Annotated in this window: 21 protein-coding genes; 18 read left to right on the plus strand and 3 right to left on the minus strand. The window is 51.3% G+C overall.

Annotated features, from left to right (window positions below):
• Positions 1-72: 72 nt before the first annotated feature.
• The 10 genes from LI015_RS22145 to LI015_RS22190 all read left to right on the plus strand — a co-directional run bounded on the left by LI015_RS22145 (position 73) and on the right by LI015_RS22190 (position 12,237).
• Entirely contained in the window at positions 73-1,791 is a 1,719-nt protein-coding gene (locus LI015_RS22145; RefSeq protein ID WP_227126394.1) for a GspE/PulE family protein, read from the plus strand.
• A 39-nt stretch (positions 1,792-1,830) separates the two neighbouring features.
• The gene (locus LI015_RS22150; RefSeq protein ID WP_227126395.1) at positions 1,831-2,187 is read left to right on the plus strand and encodes a type II secretion system protein; all 357 of its coding nucleotides are present in this window, start codon (positions 1,831-1,833) and stop codon (positions 2,185-2,187) included.
• Positions 2,188-2,259: 72 nt separating this feature from the next.
• Positions 2,260-2,682 (plus strand): type IV pilin protein, encoded by a 423-nt coding sequence (locus tag LI015_RS22155; protein ID WP_002568921.1) that lies wholly within the window; start codon positions 2,260-2,262, stop codon positions 2,680-2,682.
• Positions 2,683-2,697: 15 nt separating this feature from the next.
• Positions 2,698-4,230, plus strand: a complete 1,533-nt coding sequence (gene cls, locus LI015_RS22160) for a cardiolipin synthase (RefSeq protein WP_002572927.1) — start codon at positions 2,698-2,700, stop codon at positions 4,228-4,230.
• A gap of 133 nt (positions 4,231-4,363) precedes the next feature.
• Complete coding sequence (locus tag LI015_RS22165; RefSeq protein WP_002568919.1) at positions 4,364-4,867, plus strand: putative ABC transporter permease; 504 nt, start codon at positions 4,364-4,366, stop codon at positions 4,865-4,867.
• A gap of 105 nt (positions 4,868-4,972) precedes the next feature.
• Positions 4,973-5,725 (plus strand): lysophospholipid acyltransferase family protein, encoded by a 753-nt coding sequence (locus LI015_RS22170; protein ID WP_227126396.1) that lies wholly within the window; start codon positions 4,973-4,975, stop codon positions 5,723-5,725.
• 2 nt (positions 5,726-5,727) lie between these two features.
• Positions 5,728-6,864 carry a bifunctional chorismate mutase/prephenate dehydratase gene (locus LI015_RS22175; protein ID WP_002568917.1) on the plus strand — a complete coding sequence of 379 codons (1,137 nt, stop codon included), beginning with the start codon at positions 5,728-5,730 and terminating at the stop codon, positions 6,862-6,864.
• 15 nt (positions 6,865-6,879) lie between these two features.
• Positions 6,880-8,148 (plus strand): ATP-binding protein, encoded by a 1,269-nt coding sequence (locus tag LI015_RS22180; protein ID WP_002568916.1) that lies wholly within the window; start codon positions 6,880-6,882, stop codon positions 8,146-8,148.
• Positions 8,149-8,275: 127 nt separating this feature from the next.
• Complete coding sequence (locus LI015_RS22185) at positions 8,276-9,841, plus strand: Ppx/GppA phosphatase family protein (protein WP_002568915.1); 1,566 nt, start codon at positions 8,276-8,278, stop codon at positions 9,839-9,841.
• A 2-nt stretch (positions 9,842-9,843) separates the two neighbouring features.
• Positions 9,844-12,237 carry an RNA degradosome polyphosphate kinase gene (locus LI015_RS22190; protein WP_002568914.1) on the plus strand — a complete coding sequence of 798 codons (2,394 nt, stop codon included), beginning with the start codon at positions 9,844-9,846 and terminating at the stop codon, positions 12,235-12,237.
• A gap of 116 nt (positions 12,238-12,353) precedes the next feature.
• On the opposite strand, the gene LI015_RS22195 is transcribed toward LI015_RS22190, so the two are convergent.
• The 3 genes from LI015_RS22195 to LI015_RS22205 all read right to left on the minus strand — a co-directional run bounded on the left by LI015_RS22195 (position 12,354) and on the right by LI015_RS22205 (position 15,735).
• The gene (locus LI015_RS22195) at positions 12,354-13,697 is read right to left on the minus strand and encodes a GntP family permease (RefSeq protein ID WP_002568913.1); all 1,344 of its coding nucleotides are present in this window, start codon (positions 13,695-13,697) and stop codon (positions 12,354-12,356) included.
• A gap of 22 nt (positions 13,698-13,719) precedes the next feature.
• Positions 13,720-14,868 (minus strand): CdaR family transcriptional regulator, encoded by a 1,149-nt coding sequence (locus LI015_RS22200; RefSeq protein WP_227126397.1) that lies wholly within the window; start codon positions 14,866-14,868, stop codon positions 13,720-13,722.
• A 63-nt stretch (positions 14,869-14,931) separates the two neighbouring features.
• A complete protein-coding gene (locus LI015_RS22205) occupies positions 14,932-15,735 on the minus strand; it encodes an MBL fold metallo-hydrolase (RefSeq protein WP_227126398.1) in 804 nt (267 codons plus the stop codon).
• A 305-nt stretch (positions 15,736-16,040) separates the two neighbouring features.
• Here LI015_RS22205 and LI015_RS22210 point away from each other — a divergent pair, with 305 nt between their 5' ends.
• The 8 genes from LI015_RS22210 to LI015_RS22245 are packed head-to-tail and all read left to right on the plus strand — an operon-like array spanning position 16,041 to position 25,850.
• The gene (locus tag LI015_RS22210) at positions 16,041-16,745 is read left to right on the plus strand and encodes a response regulator transcription factor (protein ID WP_002572923.1); all 705 of its coding nucleotides are present in this window, start codon (positions 16,041-16,043) and stop codon (positions 16,743-16,745) included.
• Positions 16,735-17,871, plus strand: coding sequence for a sensor histidine kinase (locus LI015_RS22215; protein WP_227126399.1), 1,137 nt, complete (start codon positions 16,735-16,737; stop codon positions 17,869-17,871). Before LI015_RS22210 ends, LI015_RS22215 begins: the two co-directional genes overlap by 11 nt.
• 34 nt (positions 17,872-17,905) lie before the next feature.
• On the plus strand, positions 17,906-20,422 hold the full coding sequence (locus LI015_RS22220) for a hypothetical protein (protein WP_002572922.1): 2,517 nt from the start codon (positions 17,906-17,908) through the stop codon (positions 20,420-20,422).
• Positions 20,422-21,384 carry an ABC transporter ATP-binding protein gene (locus LI015_RS22225; RefSeq protein WP_002568907.1) on the plus strand — a complete coding sequence of 321 codons (963 nt, stop codon included), beginning with the start codon at positions 20,422-20,424 and terminating at the stop codon, positions 21,382-21,384. Before LI015_RS22220 ends, LI015_RS22225 begins: the two co-directional genes overlap by 1 nt.
• Positions 21,362-22,294 (plus strand): ABC transporter permease, encoded by a 933-nt coding sequence (locus LI015_RS22230; protein WP_002572921.1) that lies wholly within the window; start codon positions 21,362-21,364, stop codon positions 22,292-22,294. Before LI015_RS22225 ends, LI015_RS22230 begins: the two co-directional genes overlap by 23 nt.
• Before the next feature lie 2 nt (positions 22,295-22,296).
• Entirely contained in the window at positions 22,297-23,733 is a 1,437-nt protein-coding gene (locus tag LI015_RS22235) for an SPFH domain-containing protein (RefSeq protein ID WP_118019066.1), read from the plus strand.
• 27 nt (positions 23,734-23,760) lie between these two features.
• Positions 23,761-24,861 (plus strand): TFIIB-type zinc ribbon-containing protein, encoded by a 1,101-nt coding sequence (locus LI015_RS22240; RefSeq protein ID WP_118019067.1) that lies wholly within the window; start codon positions 23,761-23,763, stop codon positions 24,859-24,861.
• The gene (locus tag LI015_RS22245; protein ID WP_227126400.1) at positions 24,858-25,850 is read left to right on the plus strand and encodes a TPM domain-containing protein; all 993 of its coding nucleotides are present in this window, start codon (positions 24,858-24,860) and stop codon (positions 25,848-25,850) included. Before LI015_RS22240 ends, LI015_RS22245 begins: the two co-directional genes overlap by 4 nt.
• The last annotated feature ends 119 nt before the right edge of the window (positions 25,851-25,969 follow it).

Raw genomic sequence — 25,969 nt, forward strand, 5'->3', positions numbered from 1 at the left:
GGTATTACCTCGCTTCCGTCATAAACTGCTGCCTGGCGAAAGTATACCATATGGAAGGGAGAGGAGACAACAGTGCCAGATAAAATACCTATAGAAAACCTGTTGATTGACAGTGGATATCTGACCCGGAGCCAGCTGGACCGCGCCATGCGTCTTAAGCAGGGAAGGCTGGAATGCTCCATTGAGGAAATACTGACAGAGTTCGGTTATGTTACAGAAGCAGCACTGCTGACCTGTGCAGCTGCCAGGGACCATATGGAGGTGGCGCCTTTTGGCCCTCTCAAGGCTGATCGTAAGTCAGCGGCCGTGATTGAGCCGTCCTTTGCCGTGAGAAACCGGATTCTTCCCATGAGTTTTGAGGAAGAGTGTCTTATAGTGGCGGCAGCCTATCCGGTGTCTCCCGATGTGCTGGATGAGGTGGAAACCCTGTCCGGTATGAAGGTCAGGGCAGTGCTGGCGCCGGAGAAGGAACTGAAGCAGGCGCTTAAAAAGGCCTATGGTTCCGCACCGGAGCACGTATACGGAGAGAATCCATATGTTTCAATGGAGAGGCCCGGTGTGGGAGTTGGCGCGGCTGCGGAAGCCTCTGTTTCAGAGCTGGCCTTCATGGAACGGGTGGAAAGCGCTCCTGTGGTACGCATGGTCAATACGGTCATAGAGGAGGCCTTCCATAAAAATGCCAGTGACATTCATGTGGAGCCGGGAAAGAATGATCTGGTCATCCGCATCAGAATCAACGGGGACCTAATGGTCCATACTACGCTTAAAATGGAATATCACCGTCCCATGATAACCAGGCTTAAGCTGATGGCCGGTATGGACATTGCGGAAAAGCGTCTTCCGCAGGATGGAAAATATCATTATGAGCGGGGTGAGGTGTCCACGGACCTGAGAATCTCCACCCTTCCCTCCATTTATGGAGAGAAAGCAGTTCTCAGGCTTTTGGGAAATGACAGGAATAACTCGCTGATGGATATAAGGCGTCTGGGAATGGAGGAAGAACAGAGGATTGTATTTGAGCATATCCTTAAGGCGCCTCACGGTATGGTCCTGGTGACAGGTCCCACTGGAAGCGGAAAGACAACCACCCTGTACGCTGCCATAAACCGGATGGTGAAAAAGAAGATCAACATAGTTACAGTGGAGGATCCGGCTGAGAAAGTTATGGACGGAATTACCCAGGTTCAGGTCAATTCCAAAGCCGGCCTTACATTTGCGTCTGCCCTGCGATCCATCTTAAGACAGGACCCGGACGTGATCATGGTAGGCGAAATGAGGGATGAGGAGACAGTGGCCATCGGAGTCAGGGCAGCCATCACAGGACATCTGGTCCTGTCCACCCTTCATACCAATGACTGCGCTTCCACCATTCACAGACTCCGCAATATGGGAGTTCCTCCTTATATGGCAGCGGCTTCCCTGTCCGGAATCATAGCCCAGAGACTGGTAAAGCTGCTCTGTCCCAACTGCCGTCAGCCCTACGAGCCGGACGAGCGGGAGCAAAGGATATTTGCGGAGCGGGGGAGACATATTCCAGACAGGCTGTGGAGGTCTGCGGGCTGTCCTCTTTGCGGGGGTACGGGATATACCGGGAGGACAGCGGTCTATGAGATAATGGATGTGGATGAACAGATTAAGGCCATGATACTTGATAATGAGCCCCTTTCATCCATCCGCAAATACCAGGAAAAGAAAGGCTCCATGCCTCTAAGGGACCATGTCCTGAGGATGGCTGCCGACGGAGAAACCGATATGGAGGAGGCTGAGAAAATACTGTATTCCGTCCAGTAGGGAGCTGCAATCGTACAAAAGAAAAGAGGAGTCATGATAATGAGTATACATATGAAAAAGGGAAAGAAGAGAACGGAAGGATTTACGCTGGTGGAACTAATCTGTGTCATTGCCATACTGGGAATACTGGTGGCCATAGCAGTGCCTTCCTACCGGGGAATCCAGGACAAATCAGCGGAGCAGGTAGCCATATCCAATGCCAGATCCAATTATACACTGGGAAAGGCACAGCAGGACATGCTGGACGCGGGCGTCATAAAGGAATCTGAGAAAGAGGAGTACCATTTTGACAAGAATGATAACAGCGCCTACTGGGAAGGCCAGATAAACGGCAAAACGTATAAAGCCGTTTATGACGGCGATACCGGGGAGGGCAGGATTGAGTCTGGAAATTAAATCCTATATGTGGTACAATGAGCCATTATCGGAGGCTTAAGGCGGGAAGCATAAGATATGAGGAAAAAGGACATGAAGAAAAAGGGAAATTGTGCGTTTACTCTGGTGGAACTGATTGCGGTGGTTGCAATCCTGTCCATACTTTTGTGTATCGCGGTGCCTAATATGATGAACTATATAAACGCTGCCCATGAGGCAACCGCACAGACAGAGGCCCGGATTTGCGTGGACGCGGTCCAGCGTTATCTGAATGACGAGAAGGAAAAGGGTAAGCTGACCGGAGGAATGCTTCTCAGGCTAATGGGCCTGGATCTCAGCAATTCCGACGGGCCGTTAAAGGACTATATATCCGGTGGGCAGAAGGGAGCCAGAATCGTCTCTGTGGAGGCGGATCTGGCCACAGGCCGCCTGCAGGTCCTGAAATATGAAAACCGGTACTGCACCGTGAAACTGAATATTGACGAGGATGGGAATATAACGGAAGCATCAGATTAGGAGAGAGGCTGTAAAATGGAATTAATCTGGAGTACGGTACTGACGGTATGGGGATGGCTGCTGGACCACCTGCTGTATATCAATCTGGCATTTTCAATTATTATCATATTTTTTCAGCGCAGGGACCCCAGGAGTGTCTGGACCTGGCTTCTGGCCCTGTACTTCATCCCGGTGTTCGGAATCGTCTTTTACCTGCTCTTTGGCCAGGATATGAAGAAGAGCAGGATGTTCCGGGTGAAGGAAGTCAGCGACAGGCTGAACCTGCCGGTCAAAAGCCAGGAAGACATCATACGCTCCGACGACATGCCGGAGGAAATGATGGACCCCATGTCCAGAGATTTTAAGAGCCTGATTATCTATAATCTGGAGACATCGGGGTCTGTGCTTACGGTGAACAACCAGGTGCAGATATACACGGACGGGCAGGCTAAATTTGAGGCCCTGAGAAATGCCCTGCGCCAGGCCCGCAGGTTTATCCACATACAGTACTATATCATCAAGAACGATGAGCTGTTTGACTCCATTGTCCCCATTCTTCTGGATAAGGTGAGGGAAGGCGTGGAAGTGAGAATCCTGTGCGACGGCATGGGCGGCCGCTTCATGCCGAAGAAGCGCTGGGACCAGATGCGCAGTGCGGGGATCAAGGTGGGGGTATTCTTTCCTCCCTTCCTGGGATGGCTTAACCTGAGGGTAAATTACCGAAACCACCGGAAAATCGTGGTGGTGGACGGCAACACAGGGTTTGTGGGTGGCTTTAACATAGGCCGTGAATATATATCGCGGGACCCCAAGTTTGGCTACTGGCGTGATACCCATCTGGAAATAAAAGGGGAGGCAGCCATCAGTCTGCAGATCCGTTTTGCGCTGGACTGGAACTACGTGACAGGGGAGAACCTGTTTAAGGAAATCCGCTACTTCGGGGAGGAGGCAGAGTATGCCAGACGCCGGCTGAACGGCCAGATTCATGCTGTGTGGCCGGACCCGGACCATGTAAACGAGATGGTCTGCATGCAGATTATTACCAGCGGACCGGATACCAGGGAGCCCCATATACGGAATAATTACCTGGAGCTGTTTCACAAGGCAAAGCACCATATCTATATACAGACTCCCTACTTCATACCGGATGACGCCATATTTTCCAGCCTTAAGATTGCGGCCCTTTCAGGGGTGGATGTGCGGCTGATGATTCCCTGCAAGCCTGACCATCCCTTTGTGTACTGGGCTACCTGTTCCTATGCAGGGGAGCTTCTGGACTATGGGGCCAGGGTTTACGTGTATGAAAACGGATTCCTTCACTCCAAGGGCATTATGATAGACGGAAGGGTGAGCTGCTATGGAACAGCCAACATGGACATACGAAGTTTTGAACTGAACTTTGAGGTCAATGCCACCATTTATGATGAGGAAGTCACGGGCCAGCTGGAGGAGGCCTTTATGAATGACCTGCCCCACTGCCGGGAAATCACCAGGGAAGAGTATGCGGACAGGAATCTGTGGATGCGCATAAAGGAACAGTCCAGCCGCCTTTTGTCGCCGCTGTTGTAGAGGATTCCCGGGGATGCCGGAACCCTTCAGAGGGAAAATCCCCGCAGCTTGGTAAATCCCTGCCCCGGGAACACGGAAAGTTCTGGAAAAGCAGCTGTCTGCGAATAGAAGGCAGCTGCACAGGCTCATACTAATGGCTATGAGAGCGCAGACAGGACAAATCAACCACGAAAATAAAATATACGAATTATTTCTTAACTTTTGCAGATGCGGAATCGCAGGATGGTGTCTGGAGGTCATGTTTACCTCAGTGGACTCCATCATGGCCGGGGACTGGCGGCTTATAGGCCGTACCTCCCTTATCATGTTTCCCATCTATGGCATGGGAGCTCTCCTGCTTCCCATAAGCCGGTTCATAGACAGCTGGCTTACCGGTCTTCCGGGACTGGAGGACGCAGGTCAGGACAGGCTCAGCCGTGTTGGCCGGTCCATACGGCACGGACTGATTTATATGGTTCTGATTTTTATTGCGGAATATATAACCGGTATATGGCTTACCAGTATAGGAATCTGTCCATGGGACTACTCCCTGTGGCCCGATAATGTGGGCGGGGTCATACGGCTCAAGTTCGCACCACTCTGGTTTATGACAGGTCTCCTGTTTGAATATCTCACAAAGCCCAAGGGCGGCGATTAAATGACAAACCTGGTTGCAGGGTATTGTATTTAAGCCGTCCTTTTTGATATAATGGAAAATAAACATTTCTTGACATATAAATAAGGATGTATAAAGGAGAAGGCAATGATACGTATTATATTGGTGGCCATGACTGTCATATTATACCTGATTTTTTCCGTGCCGTTACTGGCCGTACTCAGGTTCAGGGCCAAAACGGACCCTGTGGGAGTCCAGAAAGTGAGTCTTGGAAAGATTCAGGGGGTGTTCCGTTTTATATTGAAGCTGGCAGGCGTTACATATGAGGTGCAGGGGCTGGAGAACATACCGTCAGACAGGGCTGTCCTCTATGTGGGCAACCACAGGAGCTACTTTGACATACTGGTGGGTTATATGACGGTTCCGGGGCTGACCGGGTTTGTGGCTAAGAAGGAAATGTTAAAGATACCCCTTCTGCGCACCTGGATGCAGAGGGTCAATTGTCTCTTCCTGGACCGCGTGGATATAAAGGAGGGCTTAAAGACCATCCTGGAAGGCATCGAGAAGGTGAAATCCGGCGTATCCATATGGATATTCCCGGAGGGAACCCGCAATGAGAACCAGGAGCTGACCCGGCTTCTGCCGTTCCATGAGGGAAGTCTGAAGATTGCGCAGAAAAGCGGATGTCCTGTTATACCGGTGGCCATCACGGGTACGGCAGAGATATTTGAACAGCACCTGCCCTTCGTAAAGCCCAGCCATGTGTGCATACGCTACGGGGAACCTATCTATATCAAGGAGCTTCCGGCTGAAAAACGCAAGTTTCCAGGGGCATATACAAGGGATGTGATAGAGGGTATGCTGAAAGAGATGAAGGAAGAACAGGAGCAGGATAAATAACCATGGAGAATCTGGATTTACAGGAAATCAGAGGCCAGCTGGATGAGATAGATACCAGGCTGGTGGAATTGTTTGAAAAGCGGATGGAGCTTTGCGGCCAGGTGGCGGAATTTAAGATTGGAACGGGAAAGGCTGTATACGACGGACAGCGGGAAAAGCAGAAGCTGGCCGCAGTGGCAGCCATGGCCCACAGTGAATTCAACCGGAAGGGAGTGCATGAGCTCTTCTCACAGATTATGACCATCAGCCGCAGGCTGCAGTACCGTCTTTTGGCGGAGCATGGCAAGGGCGGTGATACCGGATTTACCATGGTGGACGAGCTGAAGAGGGAAGGTGCGCGCATTGTCTACCAGGGAGTGGAGGGGGCCTACAGCCACAGGGCAGCCCTCCAGTATTTTGGGGAAGATGCTGATGTATACCATGTTCCGGTCTTTGAGGATGCCATGATAGAGGTGGAGGAGGGAAGGGCTGATTATGGAGTTCTTCCCATCGAGAATTCCCTGGCAGGGGCCGTGATTGACAATTACGATAATCTGCTGAAGCATGACATATACATTGTGGCAGAGACAAAGGTGGCAGTGGACCACGCGCTTTTAGGCCTGCCGGAGGCCTCCCTGGAGGATATCAGGCGTGTATATTCCCATCCCCAGGGACTGATGCAGTGTTCAGGGTATCTGGGCGCCCACAGGCAGTGGAGCCAGATAAGTGTGGAGAATACAGCCGGGGCAGCCAAGAAAGTACTGGAAGAGGGGGAAGTATCCCAGGCAGCGGTAGCCAGTCCCACGGCAGGAGCACTTTACGGCCTTAAGGTTCTGGAGGCCTCCATCAACAACAATAAGAACAATACCACCAGGTTCATTATCGTTGCCAGGAAACCCATGTACAGGAAGGATGCGGGAAAGGTAAGCATCTGCTTTGAAGGTTTACATAAGAGCGGCTCCCTGTATAATATGCTGGGAAACTTTATTTATAACGATGTGAACATGCTGATGATAGAATCCCGCCCCATAGAGGGACGCAGCTGGGAATACCGGTTCTTTGTGGATGTGGAGGGCTCGCTGGGCGACCCGGCAATCCGCAACGCACTGTTGGGAATCTCCGAGGAAGCGGTCAGCATGAGGATTCTGGGAAATTATTAGGGAGGCAGGAAGGTCATGGATATCAAAGATTTAGTAATATATAGAAACCTGGAGCACCAGGAGCTGTTTCGTGATATAGCCCATCTGATGGGATACGCACAGGGCGGGCAGGAGCCTGACGGTGCGTCCTGCGGGGGACGACTGACGGAGCTGGCTGTTAAGTACGGATTTGAGGGAAACCTCTGGCATTGTTTCCTGGCCTTCTGTCTGGCAAACAATGAAAATGCATACACTACCACATGTGAGATAACAGGACCGGCGGGCGGTTCCCTGGATGAGCTGGCCAGGGAGGACTGCCGGATCTTCAAGGCCCTGTTTGATTACGATATACGAAACCTGGAACCCTCCGGCCTGTGGGCCCTGATGGAAGACTATAAACCGGCCAGGAAGGACAGCAGGGTATTTAACCGCCGGGTCAGAAACAGGATTGTAAACCTGGCAGTACAGCTGGAGGAATCTGCGGATGCAGGGGAGTTCCAGGACCATGTGGTGGATTTCTACAGGGAATTCGGCGTGGGAAAATTCGGGCTCAATAAAGCATTCCGCATCATCGAGAGGGAGGAAGGCCAGCCTGTTATCATCGACCCCATTATCAATGTGGAGCACATATATTTTAAGGATATAGTTGGCTATGAACTTCAGAAGCAGAAACTCATAGAGAACACAGAAGCCTTCGTGGAGGGAAAGGAAGCCAACAATGTACTTCTCTTCGGAGACGCGGGAACAGGCAAGTCCTCCAGCGTCAAGGCGGTGCTCAATGAATATTATGGCAGGGGTCTGCGCATCATTGAGGTATATAAGCACCAGTTTAAGGCGCTGTCCGATGTGCTGGAGCAGATTAAAGACAGAAACTACAAGTTCATTATTTATATGGATGACCTGTCATTTGAAGATTATGAGCTTGAGTATAAGTATCTGAAGGCGATTCTGGAGGGAGGGCTGGGCAAGCGTCCTGGCAACGTGCTCATCTATGCAACCTCCAACCGCCGGCACCTTATACGTGAGAAGTTCAGCGACAAGCGGGAGCTGGACGACGAGCTCCACAACAACGATACGGTGCAGGAAAAGCTGTCCCTGGCAGCACGGTTCGGTGTCACCATCTATTACGGCTCACCGGATAAGAGACAGTTTGAGACCATTGTAAAGGCGCTGGCGGATCGCCATGGCCTGGATATGCCGGAGCAGGAGCTTTTTGCCGAGGCCAACAAGTGGGAATTGAGCCACGGAGGTTTGTCGGGAAGAACGGCTGCGCAGTTCATAACCCATCTGAAGGCAAGGCAGTAGGTTCTGTGCGGGACTTCTTTTACGTAAATTTTACATAGTTTTTACCGCCTTTCGATGTATGATGGGAGGAGGCCGTATATAATAACCATGAGTCAACCTATAAGGGACCGATAAGGAGTTGAGAAAAGTGGCAGTTCGGACATTTGCGGCGATTGATGTGGGTTCATTTGAGCTGGAGCTGGGTATCTATGAGATGACCTATAAGACAGGAATCCGGCGTATTGACCACGTACGCCATGTAATAGCTCTTGGTAAAGACACCTACAGCACAGGTAAGATAAGCTATGAGCTGGTGGAGGAGATGTGCCAGGTACTGGAGGAATTTGTCCAGATTATGAAGTCCTATAAGGTAAAGGACTACAGGGCATATGCAACCAGTGCCATGAGGGAGGCGCACAACCGCCAGATTATCCTGGACCAGATCCGGGTGAGGACAGGGCTTACCGTGCGCATTATCAGTAATTCAGAGCAGCGGTTCATCAGTTATAAGGCCATAGCTGCCAAGGCAGCAGAATTTAATAAAATTATCCAGAAGGGGACCGCCATCGTGGATGTGGGATTCGGAAGCGCGCAGCTGTCTCTTTTTGACAAGGATTCCCTGGTGACCACTCAGAATCTGCCTCTGGGCACCCTTCGCGTAAGGGGGCTGCTAGCCAGGATACCGGCCACTGTGGAAGAACACAAGCAGCATATAGAGGAGATTGTGGACAATGAACTGTTCACCTTCCGGAAGATGTATCTGAAGGACAGGGAAATCACAAACCTCATTGGCATCGGTGAGAACATTCTTTATATTATCAACAGGCTGGACCTGAATACCTACGGGGATAAGGTTGACGCGGCCACGATGAACCGTTTCTACGAGCGCATGTGCCAGATGACAACGGATCAGATCGAGGAGCGATTCGGGGTCAACAGCGAGTATGCGTCCCTGCTCCTGCCAAGTGTGGTGGTATACAAACGGATTCTGGAGCTGACCGGGGCCGAGATGTTCTGGGTGCCCGGCATCCGCCTCTGTGACGGCATTGCAGCAGAATATGCCAGCGAGAACAAGCTAGTGAAATTCAGCCATAACTTTGAGAACGATATACTGGCTGCGTCCAGGAACATTGCGAAGCGCTATAAGTGCCACACCAGCCATAACCAGGTGCTGGAACAGTATGCCCTGTGTATCTTTGACAACATGAAGAAATTCCACGGACTGGGGCAGCGGGAACGGCTGATGCTGCAGATTGCGGTGCTGCTCCATGCCTGCGGAAAGTTTATAAGCATAAAGAATTCCAACGAATGCTCCTATAACATTATCATGTCCACGGAAATCATCGGCCTGAGCCATCTGGAGCGGGAGATCATTGCCAATGTGGTGCGGTATAATATCCGTGATTTTGACTATGACAAGGTACAGCTGGAGACCCAGGTGCATCAGGAGGAGGATATAGGAATGAGCCGCAACGCCATCACCATCCTCATTGCCAAGCTGACGGCCATCCTGCGTCTGGCCAATTCCATGGACCGCAGCCACAGGGGAAAGCTGGTGGACTGCCGCATGGCTATCCGGGAAAATGAACTGGTAATCACCACCGGTTATCCGGGGAATATGGCGTTGGAAGCCGCATCCTTTGAACAGAAGGCGGATTTCTTTGAAGAGATATTTGGCATAAGGCCGATACTCAGACAGAAAAGGAGGGTGTAGATATGGCAGAATCAGCTGGAAAGCCTCAGGCATCTAAATCCAAGACAGAAAAAGCGAAAGTAGAGAAAAACAGAGCGGAAAAAACCGATACCTCAAGGGCTGCTTCGGCAAAGAGCGGCTCATCCAGGGAAAACGCAGGGGTTAAGGCAGACGATACGGTGAAGGCGAACAGCGGGGCTAAAATAAGTGCCGGAGCTAAGGCACAGACTGGGGCTAAGGCAAATGCCGCTGTCAGGCCGGAAGCAGTCCCTGTGGATTTTGCAGCGGACCCGACGAATTATGTTAACCGTGAGCTGAGCTGGCTGGAATTTAACTACCGTGTGCTCAGCGAGTCCAGGGACAAGAGCATTCCCCTTTTTGAACGTCTTAAATTCCTGAGCATAACCGCCTCCAATCTGGACGAGTTTTATATGGTCAGGGTGGCCTCCTTAAAGGACATGGTACATGCAAAGTACACCAAGCCCGATATCGCCGGTCTGACGCCCCAGGAACAGCTGGACCGAATCAGCGAGAGGACCCATGAGCTGGTGGAGATGCAGTATTCAACCTACAACCGTTCCCTGGTGCCAACCCTGAGACAGAATGGGCTGCGCATGATTACAGAGCATGAGGATATGACGGAAGAAGAGGCGGCATATACGGACGAGTATTTTAGGAAGAATGTATATCCTGTTCTGACGCCCATGGCCTTTGATTCATCCAGACCCTTCCCGCTGATACGGAACAAGACGCTGAATATCGCTGCGCTTTTGAGGAAAAAGAGCGGAGAGGATGAGGAGCTGGAATTTGCCATGGTGCAGGTTCCCTCGGTGATTTCCAGAATTGTGGAGCTTCCCAGGGAGATAGATGAGGACGGCAAGGAGCGCAGGGTGGTCATCCTTCTGGAGGAAATCATAGAGCGGAACATGCCCTCGTTGTTCCTCAATTATGACATTGTGGCCTCTCATCCCTTCCGCATCATGAGAAATGCCGACCTTACCATAGATGAGGAGGAGGCGGTGGACCTGCTGGAGGAAATCCAGAAGCAGCTTAAGAAACGCCAGTGGGGCGAGGCCATCCGTCTGGAAATCGAGGACAATGTGGATAAGCGTCTCCTTAAAATCATCCGCAGGGAACTGTCCATAAACAGCCAGGATATTTTTGAAATCAACGGCCCTCTGGACCTGACGTTTCTCATGAAGATGTATGGACTGGAAGGCTTTGAGCTCTTCAAGGCACCCAGGTATGTGCCCCAGCCCGTGCCGGCCCTTATGAATGAAGACGATATATTCACCAATATCAGGAAGGGCGATATCCTGCTTCACCATCCATATCAGAGTTTTGATCCGGTGGTGAACTTTGTTCGCAGCGCTGCACGGGACCAGTCGGTCCTGGCCATCAAGCAGACCCTGTACCGTGTCAGCGGAAACTCTCCCATTATTGCGGCTTTGGCGGAGGCAGCGGACAATGGAAAGCAGGTGTCGGTTCTGGTGGAGCTGAAAGCCCGTTTTGACGAAGAAAACAATATCAACTGGGCAAAGATGCTTGAGAAGGCAGGGTGCCATGTAATATATGGCCTGGTGGGCCTTAAGACCCACAGCAAGATTACCCTGGTGGTACGGATGGAGGAAGATGGAATCCGCCGCTATGTACATCTGGGCACCGGCAATTACAATGATTCCACAGCAAAGCTTTACACGGACTGCGGCATACTTACCTGCAATCCCCAGATAGGGGAGGACGCCACAGCTGTATTCAATATGCTGTCAGGTTATTCCGAGCCCCTGGCCTGGAATAAGCTGTCTGTGGCCCCTCTCTGGCTCAGGGGACGGTTCCTGCGCATGATACGCAGGGAGGCTGAACATGCCAGGGAAGGAAGGCCCGCCCATATTATGGCCAAGATGAATTCACTTTGTGACAAGGAAATTATCACAGCTCTGTATGAGGCGTCCTGCGCAGGCGTGAAGGTGGAAATGATTATCAGGGGTATCTGCTGCCTCAAGGCAGGCGTACCGGGACTCAGCGAGAATATTTCCGTGCGTTCCATTGTGGGAAACTTCCTGGAGCACAGCCGTATCTTTTATTTCTTTAATGACGCAAGTCCTGAGGTATACATGGGCAGCGCGGACTGGATGCCCAGGAACTTAGACCGCCGGGTGGAAATCATGTTCCCTGTTGAGGACGAGGTATTAAGGGAAAAGGTCATCCATATTCTGGAAGTGGAGCTGGAGGACAATGTAAAGGCCCATATTCTTCAGCCGGACGGCAGCTACGAGAAGGAAGACAAGAGGGGAAAGGTCCTGGTCAATTCCCAGGAGCAGTTCTGCCGGGAGGCCATTCTTATGGCTAAGGAATCCGCAGATCAGGAGGACCCGGCCAGGAGCAGGGTCTTTAAGCCGGTTATGAGCAGTAATTAGGAATGTTCCGGAAAGAAACGTTCCAGGAAAAACATTCAAGATAGAATCGTGTAAGAAAGAATCCCCGGGCCGGCCTGGGGATTCTTTTTACAACATGTAACAAATTTGCATCCTGATTAATGCACAAACACCAGCGAAAGCAGAAATACAACTATAATAGTCACGATACCCATAACTCCGGTCATGCCGGTCTGGCACTTATAAGCATCCTTTGTCTCCATATCGGAAAACTGGGATACCACCCAGAAGTAGGAATCATTGGCATGGGACACGGTCATGGAACCGGCGCCAATGGCCATGATGACGAGTACCTTTGCCAGCGGGGAGGTGAATCCCAGGGCAGGCATCAGCGGGGCAATCATAGCGGAGGTGGTAATCATGGCCACGGTGGAAGCGCCCATGGCTGTCTTTAACAGGGCCGCAATGATGAAGGGAAGGAATACGCCTACGCCAAGGCCCAGAAGGGAAGCGCTCAGGGCATCTGCAATAGGAAGTTTCTGAAGAATGGCTCCAAACGCGCCGCCTGCGCCGGTGATGGCCAGGATGCCGGCGGAATTGGTGACACCTTCTGTAATCCAGGACAAGGTATTTTTCTTCTCAGCAGCCGGAACCAGGGTCATGGCCAGGAACACGCCTAAAATCAGGGCAATAACAGGATTACCGATGAAGGAGAAGAACATTTTTACAACTCCGTCTCCAAAGGGTGCGCTTGGGAAATCACCTACGGATTTAAGTGCAATCAGTACGATGGGAAGCAGGATTGGCGAGAAGCTGTGAAGAGCGCCGGGCAGCTTGCCGTATTTCTGAAGCAGCTCATCCACTGTGTACTCAGGGTTGGCGGGAATATCAATTTTGCTGGATACCTTCTTGGCATAGATGAGCGCCGACAGGGTGGCTGGTATGGATACCAGAAGTCCTACCAGTATGGTCAGCCCCAGATCGGCTTCCAGGGTACCTGCCATGGCAATGGGGCCGGGAGTGGGGGGAACCAGACAGTGGGTTGCATATAAACCGCCTGACAGGGCAGTGGCCATAACGGCCAGGGATACATTGCTCTGGCTGGCCAGGGCCCTTGATATAGGGCTTAAGATGACAAAGCCGGAGTCGCAGAATACAGGGATACCTGTCACATAGCCTGTGATGGCCATGGTCAGGACGCTGTTCTTTTTTCCGACCATTTTAAGGATGGTGTTGGCCATGGTCAGGGCAGCACCTGTTTTTTCAAGAATGGTTCCGATGATGGTTCCTGCCAGAATTACAATACCGATGCTGGCCAGTATGTTTCCGAAACCGCTTTTTACCGTGTTGATGACTTCCTCTGTGGGAATTCCGCAAACCAGGCCCACAGCAATGGCTATAACCGTAAGTACGATGAAGGGGTGCTGGTTAAACTTGGATATGGCCAATACCATACATACTACGGCCAGAAATATGACTAAGAATATAAATAAACCTGACATTGTAAAACCTCCTCAAATATGTTTAGGTGATATCATCTACCGGATGATACATGAAAATCAGACGAATCAGGAATTCCCTGGTAAAGGGAGTCTCATTTTCCAGGTCCAGCAGCTGGAACAGCCGTTTCATCCTGTAAAGAAGGGTGTTTTTGTGAAGATGAAGCCGCTCGGATGCCTTCTGCACACTGCCGTTCTCCTGGTAATATACCCTGGCAGTCACCAGAAGGACCTCGACCTGCCTGGCATCCTGGCTGGCTGTCAGTTTCCGGTACAGCATTTCCGCGTACTTCGTACCGCCGTGAATCAGGGACTTGTAAATCAGATACTGAATTTTGACCTGACTGTCCTCCAGATTACGGACCGGCCCGCCCTCCATGGAAATCAGGGTGTTGGATTCCTTCATACCGCCCGGAATGTCCTCCAGCCGTGGGCAGGCGCCGCTGACAGCAATACAGAGCCCCTCCTCCCGGACCACCTGGGCTATGATTTTGTCCAGATCTTCGTCCGCTTTCCCATGTCTGGGAGCACTGTGAATGATGATGCAGTCATTGTTCTGGATGCCGAACACATCTCTTGAGCGGTCCAGGGTGCCCTGCCACATCATGTTCTGGAAGAGCTGGGTGTAATGGTTCATCTGCTCCCTGGTATTTTTCCGCTTGCCTGCCCGTATCATAATGACCTTTACAGGAAATGCCAGCTGGACCGGAATCAGGGCGGACAGCTGGTAAATGGTTTCCATCTGCCCGATGTCTCCCAGAAGCAGCAGGCTCAGAAGGCGGTTTCTGACCTCAGATTCCACGTTCTGTTTCTGGGCCATGGCCTGCTGGGCAAAATGCTGTGTCACATAGACCTTCAGAAGATTGGCCACGTTCAGCATCTGCTCCTCGCATCCGAAGATGCCCACCACTCCAATCAGTTCGTCCTTCAGAAAGATGGGCATGTTATAGCCCTCCTTTGCTCCGGGATACCGGGGCAGATCCTTTGTCTCAATAAGAACCGGTTTTCCCGTGGCAATGACCTCAGCCGCGCCCTGGTGGAAGGTACCGATGCGTTCCTGTTCCGTGGAGGCGATAATGGTACCTTCCCGGTCCATGATATTGATGGTGCGTCCTCCCACCAGGGAGGATGTGGCCTCCACGAAATCCTGTGCCATACTGGAAAATTCTAGCATACATTCCTCCTGCCGTGAGATACATCCCCGATGGTATCAAAAAAATTAAAAGTGCATCGGGTATCAGAGGAACAGGCAGTCGCCAGCGCCCAGATACACGGTGTTCAGTTCCGTATGTTCAGCCATCATGCTTTGCAGAAGTTCCCCGGAGCAGTGGTTAAAGCCCAGAAGTCCGATGCCCAGGTCCTTCATGGTACGCAGGGTCATATGTATGCGCTCCCGGTCAGCCTCCACCAGGTGGGTCCCTCCCACCACGGCACGTATGGGCTGGGAAAAGCGCTTACTTACTGTATCCAGGATGTTGAGTATGCCCGGATGGCTGCAGCCCACGATTACCACCAGTTCACCTTTGTCCTCCAGTACAAGACAGACCTCATCCTGAAAATAATCCTGCTTCCACCCGTCTTTGTCCCGTATCACAAAACGTTCCGGGACCGTCTCAAAGTCATGGGACCGTGTTATACCGCCCATAACCCAGCAGTCCTTGCCAATGGGAAGGACAGAATCGCACACCATATGCCGGATACCGTGCTCCTCCAGAAACAGGCTGTCAAAACCAGTTCCCAGATAGGTTGCCTTCAGGCCGTTCCTTGCATACTTTTCTTCAAAAAAACCGTTTCCCGTAACCAGGGGACAGCTGAGACCTGCCGCCACAAAATCCCTGTAACCCGCAGCATGGTCATAGTGCCCGTGGCTTCCCACTGCAATGTCGGCCTGTTCCGGCCGGATTCCCAGCCTCAGGGCATTTTCCAGGGCGTGCCTGCCTGCTCCGAAATCAAAGAGGATGCGCATATCTCCTGTTTCCACATAAAAGGACAATCCGTGTTCTGCCTTCATGGCTTTTTGCTCTCCGGCCAGATTGTCCATGACAGTTACTATCTTGATGATCCTCACCTCCTAAAAGTTTATAAAATTTTTATAATATTTATGAAATAATTATATCATAATTTACTTCTTTTTCCATTGTGACAGAACACAAATATTTGCAAAAAAATCTATTTTTCAGTCTATTTTTATTTAATGTATACAAATGAAAGAAGATATTACCATTATAGGGAGGTCCGGTGCATTGTAACAGAAATTCCCACAATATTTCAAGAAAAAAGTAAGGAAAACCTTGATATATTATGTTAGAATAGGTCATATAAGTTAACATATGAGGAGGGGACATCATGCCCGATATAAATATCCTGGTAGTAGATGATGAAAAAGAGATTGCGGATTTGATTGAGATTTATCTTGTAAGTGACGGTTATAAAGTGTTTAAGGCGGAGAATGCTGCCAAGGGGCTGGAAATTATTTCCAAAGAAGAGGTACACCTGGTACTGTTGGATATTATGATGCCGGGGATGAACGGCCTGGAGATGTGCAAGAAGATAAGGGAAACCAACAACATTCCGATTATCATGCTCAGCGCCAAGTCCACGGATTTAGACAAGATATTAGGGCTGGGGACAGGGGCGGACGATTATGTGGTGAAACCCTTTAACCCGCTGGAACTGACAGCCAGGGTCAAATCACAGCTGCGCCGTTACACCCAGTTAAACCCAAACAGCGCTTCCAAGGAAAAGGCCAATAACGAGATTACCATTAAGGGAATGACCATTAATAAGGATAATCATAAAGTAATCGTGGACGATGAGGAAATCAAGCTCACCCCCATTGAGTTTGATATCCTGTACCTGCTGGCTTCCAACCCGGGCAAGGTATTCAGCACCGACGAGATATTCGAGAAGGTGTGGAATGAAAAGGTATATGAGGCCAACAATACGGTCATGGTACATATCAGACGCCTGAGAGGTAAGATGAAAGAGGACACCAGACAGAATAAAATCATCACCACAGTGTGGGGAGTAGGTTACAAAATTGAAAAGTGATATGAGCAGGCGCTACCATACCCGGGTTGTTACCAACATTCTGTACAGCGCTGTCATTTCCTGTCTGGTGGAAATATTTCTGGTGACCAACGTGTCCATGATCGCCAGATACATAGAAGAGTCCGGACGTATGAACCGCCTGCTTCAGGCTGTGCTGGATTACCATGTGGCGGTGGTGCTGGTCTATGTGGTATCCGGGCTGGTGCTGTTCGCGGTGACGTTTATGATTCTGCAGGAACCCTATATCCGCTATATCAGCAATATATCAGATGCGGTTCAGAGCATATCAGAAGGCAATCTGAACACCACCATTGATGTGATTGGGGATGACGAGTTCTCCAGTATGGCTGCCAACCTTAACAAGATGGTGGAGGATATACGGGAACTGATGGATAAGGAGAGGGAATCGGAGCGCACCAAAAACGAGCTCATAACCAATGTGGCCCACGACCTGCGCACACCCCTTACATCCATCATCGGATACCTGGAGCTGTTGGCCGGCAACAGTAAGATACCGGCGCAGATGCAGCACAAGTACATAGAGATTGCATATGGAAAGGCGCGGCGACTGGAAAAGCTGATTGAAGATCTGTTTGGGTTTACCAAGCTCAATTATGGCAGGATATCCATGCATGTATCCCAGCTGGATGTGGTAAAACTGCTGGGACAGCTTCTGGAGGAGGCATACCCGAACTTTGTGGAAAAGAACCTGTCATATGATCTGCAGAGCAATGTACCGGTAAAAATCATAACAGCTGACGGCAATCTGCTTGCCCGTCTGTTCGATAACCTGATTGGCAATGCCATCAAGTATGGCGCCGACGGAAAAAGAGTCCTGGTAAAGATACTGGCCCAGGAGGATGTGGTGACGGTCTCCATTACAAATTACGGTTATGTCATACCGCCGGAGGAGCTGCCTCTGATATTCAACAAGTTTTACCGGGTGGAACAGTCCCGTTCCAGCAGTACGGGGGGCACGGGCCTGGGACTTGCCATTGCAAAGGAAATAGTGGACATGCACGGGGGAACCATCAATGTGACCAGCGATTTGGACGGCACCGTGTTCACGGTAAAGCTTCAGGTGAATTTTGACATCAATAAAGAGAATTTTGGAACCATTAGCTGACTTGAACGGAGAATATAGGATGAGGAAGTGTAACATGCGGATATTTCCAGAGAAAATAAAAAGGGCGCTGAAAAGCACCCTTTTTGGCTTAATGCTGGCAGCGTCTGTCACGGTCCAGTCCCTGGGAGCCCAGGCCTTGGGGACGGACAGCACGGCTGCCAAGGAGGAAACCGTGGAATCACCGGTGGCCATGGACGTGGTCTACGGTTACCAGAATACTGCGAAAAGCGGCCGTTTCCTGCCCCTTAAAATCGAGCTGTCCAGCCAGTCCGGCCAGGTGTTTAATGGAACCCTGTGTATTCTGGCCATGGAGTCGGACTTCCAGGGATATAACATGAACCTGGATTATGATGTATACCGGTATGAGTATCCGGTTGAAATTGAACCCGGCGGAAACGTGAACAAATCAGTGAGCATATCGCTGGGGGCAAGGGTGGACCAGATGTATGTACGCCTGCTGGATGAGAATGGGGATGAGGTGGTAAGCAAACGCCTGAAGCTGAACCTGAACCTGGAGACAGCAGAGCTTTTTATCGGTGTGCTCAGTGACAGTCCGGCGGAGCTTCTGTATTTTAACGGCGTGGGCATTAACTACAGTACCCTCAGAACCAAGACCATCGAGATGACGGCATCCACTCTGCCGGCATCGGAACTGGGACTGGACCAGCTGGATGTGCTGCTGATAACGGATTTTGATTCCGGAAAACTGTCAGGTCAGCAGATAGAGGCTGTGTGGGAGTGGGTCCGCAAAGGCGGCGTTCTGCTCATAGGAACCGGGGAAAGAGGAGAGGATACCCTGAGGGGCTTTGGAAAGGAACTTCTGGAGCAGCCTCTTCCCCAACCGGATGAACGGGTCATCAACATGGGTGTGGAATACGCGGTGGACCGGCCGGAAGGCGCGTCCATCCCCCTGGTTTGCACGGATGTCATGCTGAAAGGCGGCACAGAGGTGCTGGGCAGCGATGAGCTGTCCGTCCTCTCATCGGTTTCAGCTGGCAGCGGACTGGTAGCCGTGGCCATGTATGATTTCGTGGACATAGAGGAATTCTGCCAGGCCAATATCTCCTATATTGACAATCTGTTTACCACCCTTCTGGGTGAAGATAAGATAAACGGGCTGGCCAGCGCCATGGACGGCAGCACATCCAGCCAGTTCTGGTCAGTCCAGGGACTGATTAATACAGGCAATATCAATAACCTTCCAAAGGTGGGGCTGTATGTGACCCTGGCAGTGGCCTATGTGGCCCTGGCCGGACCCGGCCTCTACTTCTTCTGGAAACAGAGGGGGATGCGCCAGTATTACCAGCTGTCTGTGGGGATTCTGTCCCTGTGCTGTACCGGCATGGTCCTTCTCATGGGGATGAGCACCAGGTTCACAGGCCCCTTCTTTACCTATGCAACCATAAAGGATACGGACAGGGATGAGATTTCGGAAACCACATTCATCAACATGCGGGCTCCCTATAATAAACCGTACTCCGTAACTTTGAATCCGGAATACACCCTGTACCCCATTACGGGAAGCGCTTACTACAATATGGGGCCCCTGCCCAAATTTACGGGTGAGGAGACGCCGTCCATAACCATACATTACGGTGAGGAGGGAACCAGGCTCAGGTCCGACAATGTGGGCGCGTTCAACTCCAAGTTCTTTATGATGGAGCGCCGCACGGAAAACGGACAGCAGGAGGGATTTACAGGCGATGTAAATTCCTTTGACGGTAAGGTGACGGGAACCCTGACCAACAACTACAGCCAGGAAGTGGACAATGTGGCCATACTTCTGTATAATCAGATGATTCTCATTGGCCACATGGAGCCGGGTGAGACTGTAAGCCTGGACGGCATGAAGGTCATATACGGAATCACTAATTTTGGCTATGCCATGGCAGAGCAGATTACAGGGGCTTCCCGCTATAAGGAGGATAAGGATATACGGGATGCGGCTTATGTGCAGGCATTGGAGAGGACCAACCTCCTGTCCTTCTATATGGGCAGCTATCTGTCAGGCTACCATTCAGAGGCCAGGGTACTGGGATTCAGCAATGAGAAGGAGGAGACAGAATTTTTAAAGTCCTCCAATTATGAGACGTATGGTTCCACCCTGCTTACATCCTCTATTGATGTCAACTATGAACAGGATGGCATGATATACAGGTCCGCGCTTCAGAAGCAGCCCAACGTGCTGTCCGGCGAGTATTACGAGTCCAACAACAGCATGTACGGCCTGACTCCGGTTATGTTAGAGTATTATCTGGGAAATGACATCGAGGTGGAGAAGCTGTCCTTCCACCAGATGAGCGATGAGGTGGTGCAGAGCATGCGGTATTATTACACGGTGCCCTTTGCCGGCAATATGTATTTCTATAATTACAATACCGGCACTTATGATTCCATGGATACCCATGTCCAGTCCTATGACAGGGAAGATCTGGAGCCATACCTGTCTCCGGGCAACACCCTGACCATCAAGTATGTGTACGATGCCACAGGCGATTACACCTGGAATATCATGCTGCCCATACTGACTGTCACAGGAAGGAGTAAATAATGCTGGAGATAAGAGGATTACACAAGATATACGGAAAATACCACGCATTAAGCGGCCTGGACATGACGGTGGAGACCGGCGCCCTCTATGGGTTTGTGGGGCCCAACGGAGCCGGAAAGACCACTACCATTAAAATCATGACAGGACTCCTGGAGGCAGAGGAAGGCAGGATTACCATAAACGGCATGAACGCCCGTTTTGACCTGGGAAAGCTCAAATCCATGATTGGCTATGTACCTGATTTTTTCGGGGTTTACGATAACCTGACCGTGTCGGAATACATGGAATTTTTTGCGGCCTGCCACCACATAAACGGTCTGGTGGCAAGGAAACGATATACGGCCCTGCTGGAGCAGGTGGGGCTGGAGGATAAGCTGGATTTCTTTGTGGACGGACTGTCCAGGGGTATGAAGCAGAGGCTGTGCCTGGCCAGGGCCCTGATTCACGATCCGGCCATCCTTATACTGGATGAACCCACTTCAGGCCTGGATCCCAGGACCCGTTTTGAGTTCAGGGAGATATTAAAAGAGCTCCAGGAGTCGGGCAAAACCATAGTAATCAGTTCCCATGTCCTGTCTGAGCTGTCCGAGCTCTGTACGGATATAGGAATCATAGACCAGGGAAGGATGGTGCTGGAGGGAAATATAGACGATATCCTGTCCAGGGTCAATACCTCCAACCCGCTGGTTATATCTGTGTTCACCAACATAGACAAGGCGCTGTCCATTCTTAAGAGCCATCCCTGCGTGCAGACCATATCCCTGCGGGAGCAGGATATATGCGTACGGTTTGCAGGTGATGCCCAGGACGAGGCCCTGCTGCTCCAGCAGCTCATTGACAGCGATGTGCTGGTTAACGGATTCACCCGGGAAAAGGGAAGCCTGGAATCCGTATTTATGCAGCTGACAGAACATGAAGAGGAAAGGGTGGTGTTGTCTTATGATGCAAAATCCGGTCTATAGCCGGGAGATGAAGGTCAGTTCCAGAAGTATCCGGCTGCCCCTCATTATCGTGCTGTTCAACGGAATCCTTTCCATGGTCACACTGCTCAACATGTATTCCGCTGTGGCCCAGGTAGAGTCCACAGCAGTTATCCAGTACAGCAGCTTTATGGATATGTATGAGTTTGTCACCACCATTGAGTTTATACTGCTGATGTTCATAGTGCCGGCCGTGACAGCGGCCAGCATAAGCGGGGAGCGTGAGAGGCAGACCCTGGAACTGATGCTCACCACCCAGATGACGGCGTCACAGGTGGTAATTGGGAAGCTGATGAGCGCGCTGAGCACGCTGCTTTTGCTGATTGTGTCCAGTTTCCCGGCAGTGGCCATGGTATTTGTCTATGGAGGAATCACCTGGCAGGACATCCTGTCCCTTCTTATGTGCTATATAACAGTGGCCTTTTTTGCGGGAAGCCTGGGAATCTGTTTCTCAGCCCTGTTCAAGCGGTCAACCATATCCACGGTAGTTACCTACGGAGTGCTGATAGCCGTGGTGGCCGGGACATACTTCATAAATAAGTTTTCGCTCTCCCTGTCCTCCATGAATATAAATAATTCAGTGGTGGCTTATGGGTTCGGGGAAAATGTGGTCAAACCATCATCAGGAAATGTGATTTATCTGCTGCTTATTAATCCTGCGGCTACATTTTATACAATCATAAACGGACAGATGGGAGGCAGCGCGCCCACAGCCAAGATGGCGGGATATTTTGGTATGCAGTCCACTGGTTTTGTGATGGAGAACTGGATTATCATCAGCATTGTGATTCAGCTGTCCATAGCAGCGCTTATGATTTGGGTGGCCATCAAGGCAGTGGAGCCGGTTAAGCGCAGGCGCAGACAGAAGAAGGCAGCTAAGAAAGGGGATTAATCATGGGAATCATTAAAGCAGTTACCACAGCAGTGGGAGGAGCCCTGGCAGACCAGTGGCTGGAGGCCGTAGAGCCGGATGATATGGGGGACAGAACCGTCTTTGTCCGGGGCGTCCAGGTGCGCAGGGGAAAGGGATCTAATACAAAGGGTTCATCTGATATTGTGTCAGACGGTTCCGTCATCCATGTGTATCCCAACCAGTTTATGATGCTGGTGGACGGCGGAAAAATAGTGGATTATACGGCGGAGGAAGGCTACTACAAGGTCAGCCATTCCTCCATGCCCTCCATGTTTAACGGGCAGTTTGGAGAGGCTTTGAAGGAGTCATTTAACCGTATCCGTTTCGGTGGCGTGACACCGGGGGCTCAGAAGGTATATTATGTCAACCTTCAGGAGATAAAGGGAATTAAATTCGGCACCCGCAACCCAGTGAATTATTTTGACAACTTTTACAATGCAGAGTTGTTCCTGAGGGCCCATGGAACGTATTCCATCAAAGTGACAGACCCCATTAAATTTTACGCTGAGGTCATTCCAAAGAATGCAGACCATGTGGAAATAGACTCCATCAATGAGCAGTACCTGTCGGAGTTCCTGGAGGCTTTGCAGACATCCATCAACCAGATGTCAGCAGACGGCACCAGGATATCCTACGTCACATCCAGGAGCCGGGAGCTGGGACAGTATATGGCCCAGACGCTGGATGAGGAATGGACCCGGATGCGGGGCATGGAGATACAGGCAGTGGGTATTGCCAGCATTACCTACGACGAGGAATCCCAGAACCTGATTAACCTGAGGAACCGGGGCGCTATGATGAGTGATCCGTCAATCAGGGAGGGGTATGTGCAGACTACCATTGCGGAGGGGCTTAAAAATGCAGGTTCCAACGACAGCGGAGCCATGGCCGGTTTTATGGGCATGGGGATGGGAATGCAGATGGGCGGCGGCTTCATGGGCGCGGCATCCAACACCAACATGCAGCAGATGCAGATGAACCAGGCCCCGGGCCAGATGCCCGGAAATACCGGAATGCCGGGGATGGGAGGCCATCCGATGGGAGGTCAGCCAGCGGGCAATCAGCCGATGGGAGGCCAGCCGGCGGGAGGTCAGCCGATGGGAAGTCAGCCGATGGGAGGTCAGCCGGCGGGAGGTCAGCCGATGGCCAGCCAGCCAGTGGGCGTCCAGCCGGCCGGAAGCCAGTGGGCTGTGCCCAACCAGATGGCCGGAACGCAGCCGGGCAGCGCGGGAATGGCCGGTCAGATGCCCGGAACACAGCCGGGCAGCGCATGGACCTGCCCCGGCTGCGGGACCTCTAATACGGGTAAGTTCTGCGGCGAGTGCGGCCATCCCCGTCCCGATACACCGTGGACCTGTGCCTGCGGAAACATCAATACGGGAAAATTCTGCAGCGATTGCGGGAAACCAAGGCCCTAAATGCTGTGATTACAGGAGAGAGAGAATATGGCAGCCATAACCTACAAATGCCCCAACTGTGACGGAGGCCTTGTATTTGACCCGTCTTCACAGAAATACCACTGCGAATACTGCCTGTCTGATTTTACCCAGGAGGAACTGGAATGTCTGAGTCAGGAACTGGTGCGCAGGAAAGCGGAACACCAGGAACCGGGACTCCAGGGACAGGACAGCCGGGAACAGGAGCGCCGGGAACCGGGCAGTGCTGGGGCACAGCCGGTTCTTTATACCTGCCCCAGCTGCGGAGCCCAGATTGTGACGGACGAAACCACTGCAGCGACTTTCTGCTATTACTGCCATAATCCGGTGGTGCTGGCAGGACGGCTGGAAGGGCAGTTCAGACCGGATTATGTAATACCCTTCCAGATAGACAGGCAGAAGGCGGAGGAGATTTTTTCCCAGTGGATAGGAAGAAAAAAGTATGTGCCGGAGACATTTTACAATAAAAAACAGATTGAGAGTATGAGCGGGGTTTATTTCCCGTATTGGCTTTACAGCTGCCGGGTGGACGGGGAGCTGGACGCCCAGGGGACCAGGCTCAGGACGTGGGATACCGCAGGCATGAGGTATACGGAGACAACGGTATACGACGTAAAACGCCAGGGAACCATGGAGGTAGACCATGTGGCCAGAAATGGCCTGAGAAAGGCCAACCGGCAGCTGGTGGACAGTGTGCTTCCATACAGGATGAATGAAAAAGAGGATTTCTCCATGGGTTATCTTTCCGGATTTCTGGCCGAGAACCGGGATATGGAAAAAGAACAGTTTGTGCTGGACGTGCAGACCGAGGTCAGGCAGTTTGCCCTTCAAAGCCTCCAGGACCAGGCCGGGAGCTACAGCAGTATGCAGGTACGCAAAAAGGAAGCAGGCATACGGGATGAGAAGTGGAGTTATGCCCTGCTTCCTGTATGGACCCTTACATATAATGACAAGGCCAGGGGAAAGATATACTATTTCGCTCTCAACGGGCAGACCGGAAAAATCTGCGGAAAGCTGCCTGTGGACAGGAAGAAGATTATAATTCTCTTTTTCTCTGTGTTCCTTCCGCTGTTTTTATTACTTATGACAGGAGGGTATTTCTTAGGATGACAGGACGCAGAATGGTTAGATGGCTCAGGCTCCTGGCAGTTTCGGCGGCCGTGGTGTGCCTGGGAGTCTGGATCGGGGCAGGCAGCATACTGGATTCCCAGGCACAGGAATCCGGGGCATATGGCAAGACTCAGGCCTATAATAAGGACAAGAATTATGATAAGGACAAGAATTATGATAAGGACCAGAACCATAAGGAGGCCCGGAGGCTGTTCGATGAAGCGGATCTCATAACATCAGAGGAAGCAGGAAAGCTGGAGGAACTGATTGCCCGGTGCAGGAAAAAGACCGGGATGGATGTGGCGGTGGTCACTGCTTATAATGACGGCAGCCATACGGCCAGTGAATATGCAGATGATTTTTACGACCAGAACGGACTGGGCACGGGCAGAAAAGCCAGCGGTGTGCTGTTTCTGATTTATATGGACAGACCCGGCAGCTATGGAGGTGAGGGCTATGTATCCACCACCGGTAATATGATACGGATTCTCACAGACCAGCGAATCGAACAGATACAGGATGATGTGGCCTATTCCCTGAAAACCCGTGATTATGCAGGGGCGGCAGCTGAATTCCTGAAGGATGTGGAGTATTATGTGGACAGGGGAATACAAAGGGGACAGTATAATTACGACACGGAAACAGGGGAAATCAGTATCTACAGAAGCATACGCTGGTACGAGGGAGTGTTTGCATTCCTGGTGTCAGCCGGGGTGGCAGGCTCGGTGTGCATGGGAGTGAAGCGGCGTTATTCCATGGAGCCCACCGGGCGGGAGAGAGCCAACAGCCTTTTGGCCTACCGGGCAGATGCCAAATTTGCCTTTGGGGACGCAGGAGATAATCTGATTCGCAAATTTGTTACATCGGCCCCTATACCAAGGCCCACACAGAATCATTCATCCGGGGGTTCAGGACGAAGCTCAGGGCGAAGTTCCACCCACCGGTCCAGCAGCGGCAGGAGCCACGGAGGCGGAGGCAGAAGATTTTAGAGGAATATTAAATGTGTTTTATGCACATTTTAAGGGTATGCGCGATATAATAAGGTATAGATGTGATTCAGAAAAATACCTTCTATCTGGTTGTGCCGCGCATCCAGCTGGTGCTTTAA

The sequence above is a fragment of the Enterocloster sp. 210928-DFI.2.20 genome, assembly GCF_020554465.1.
Classification (GTDB): Bacteria; Bacillota; Clostridia; order Lachnospirales; family Lachnospiraceae; genus Enterocloster; species Enterocloster bolteae.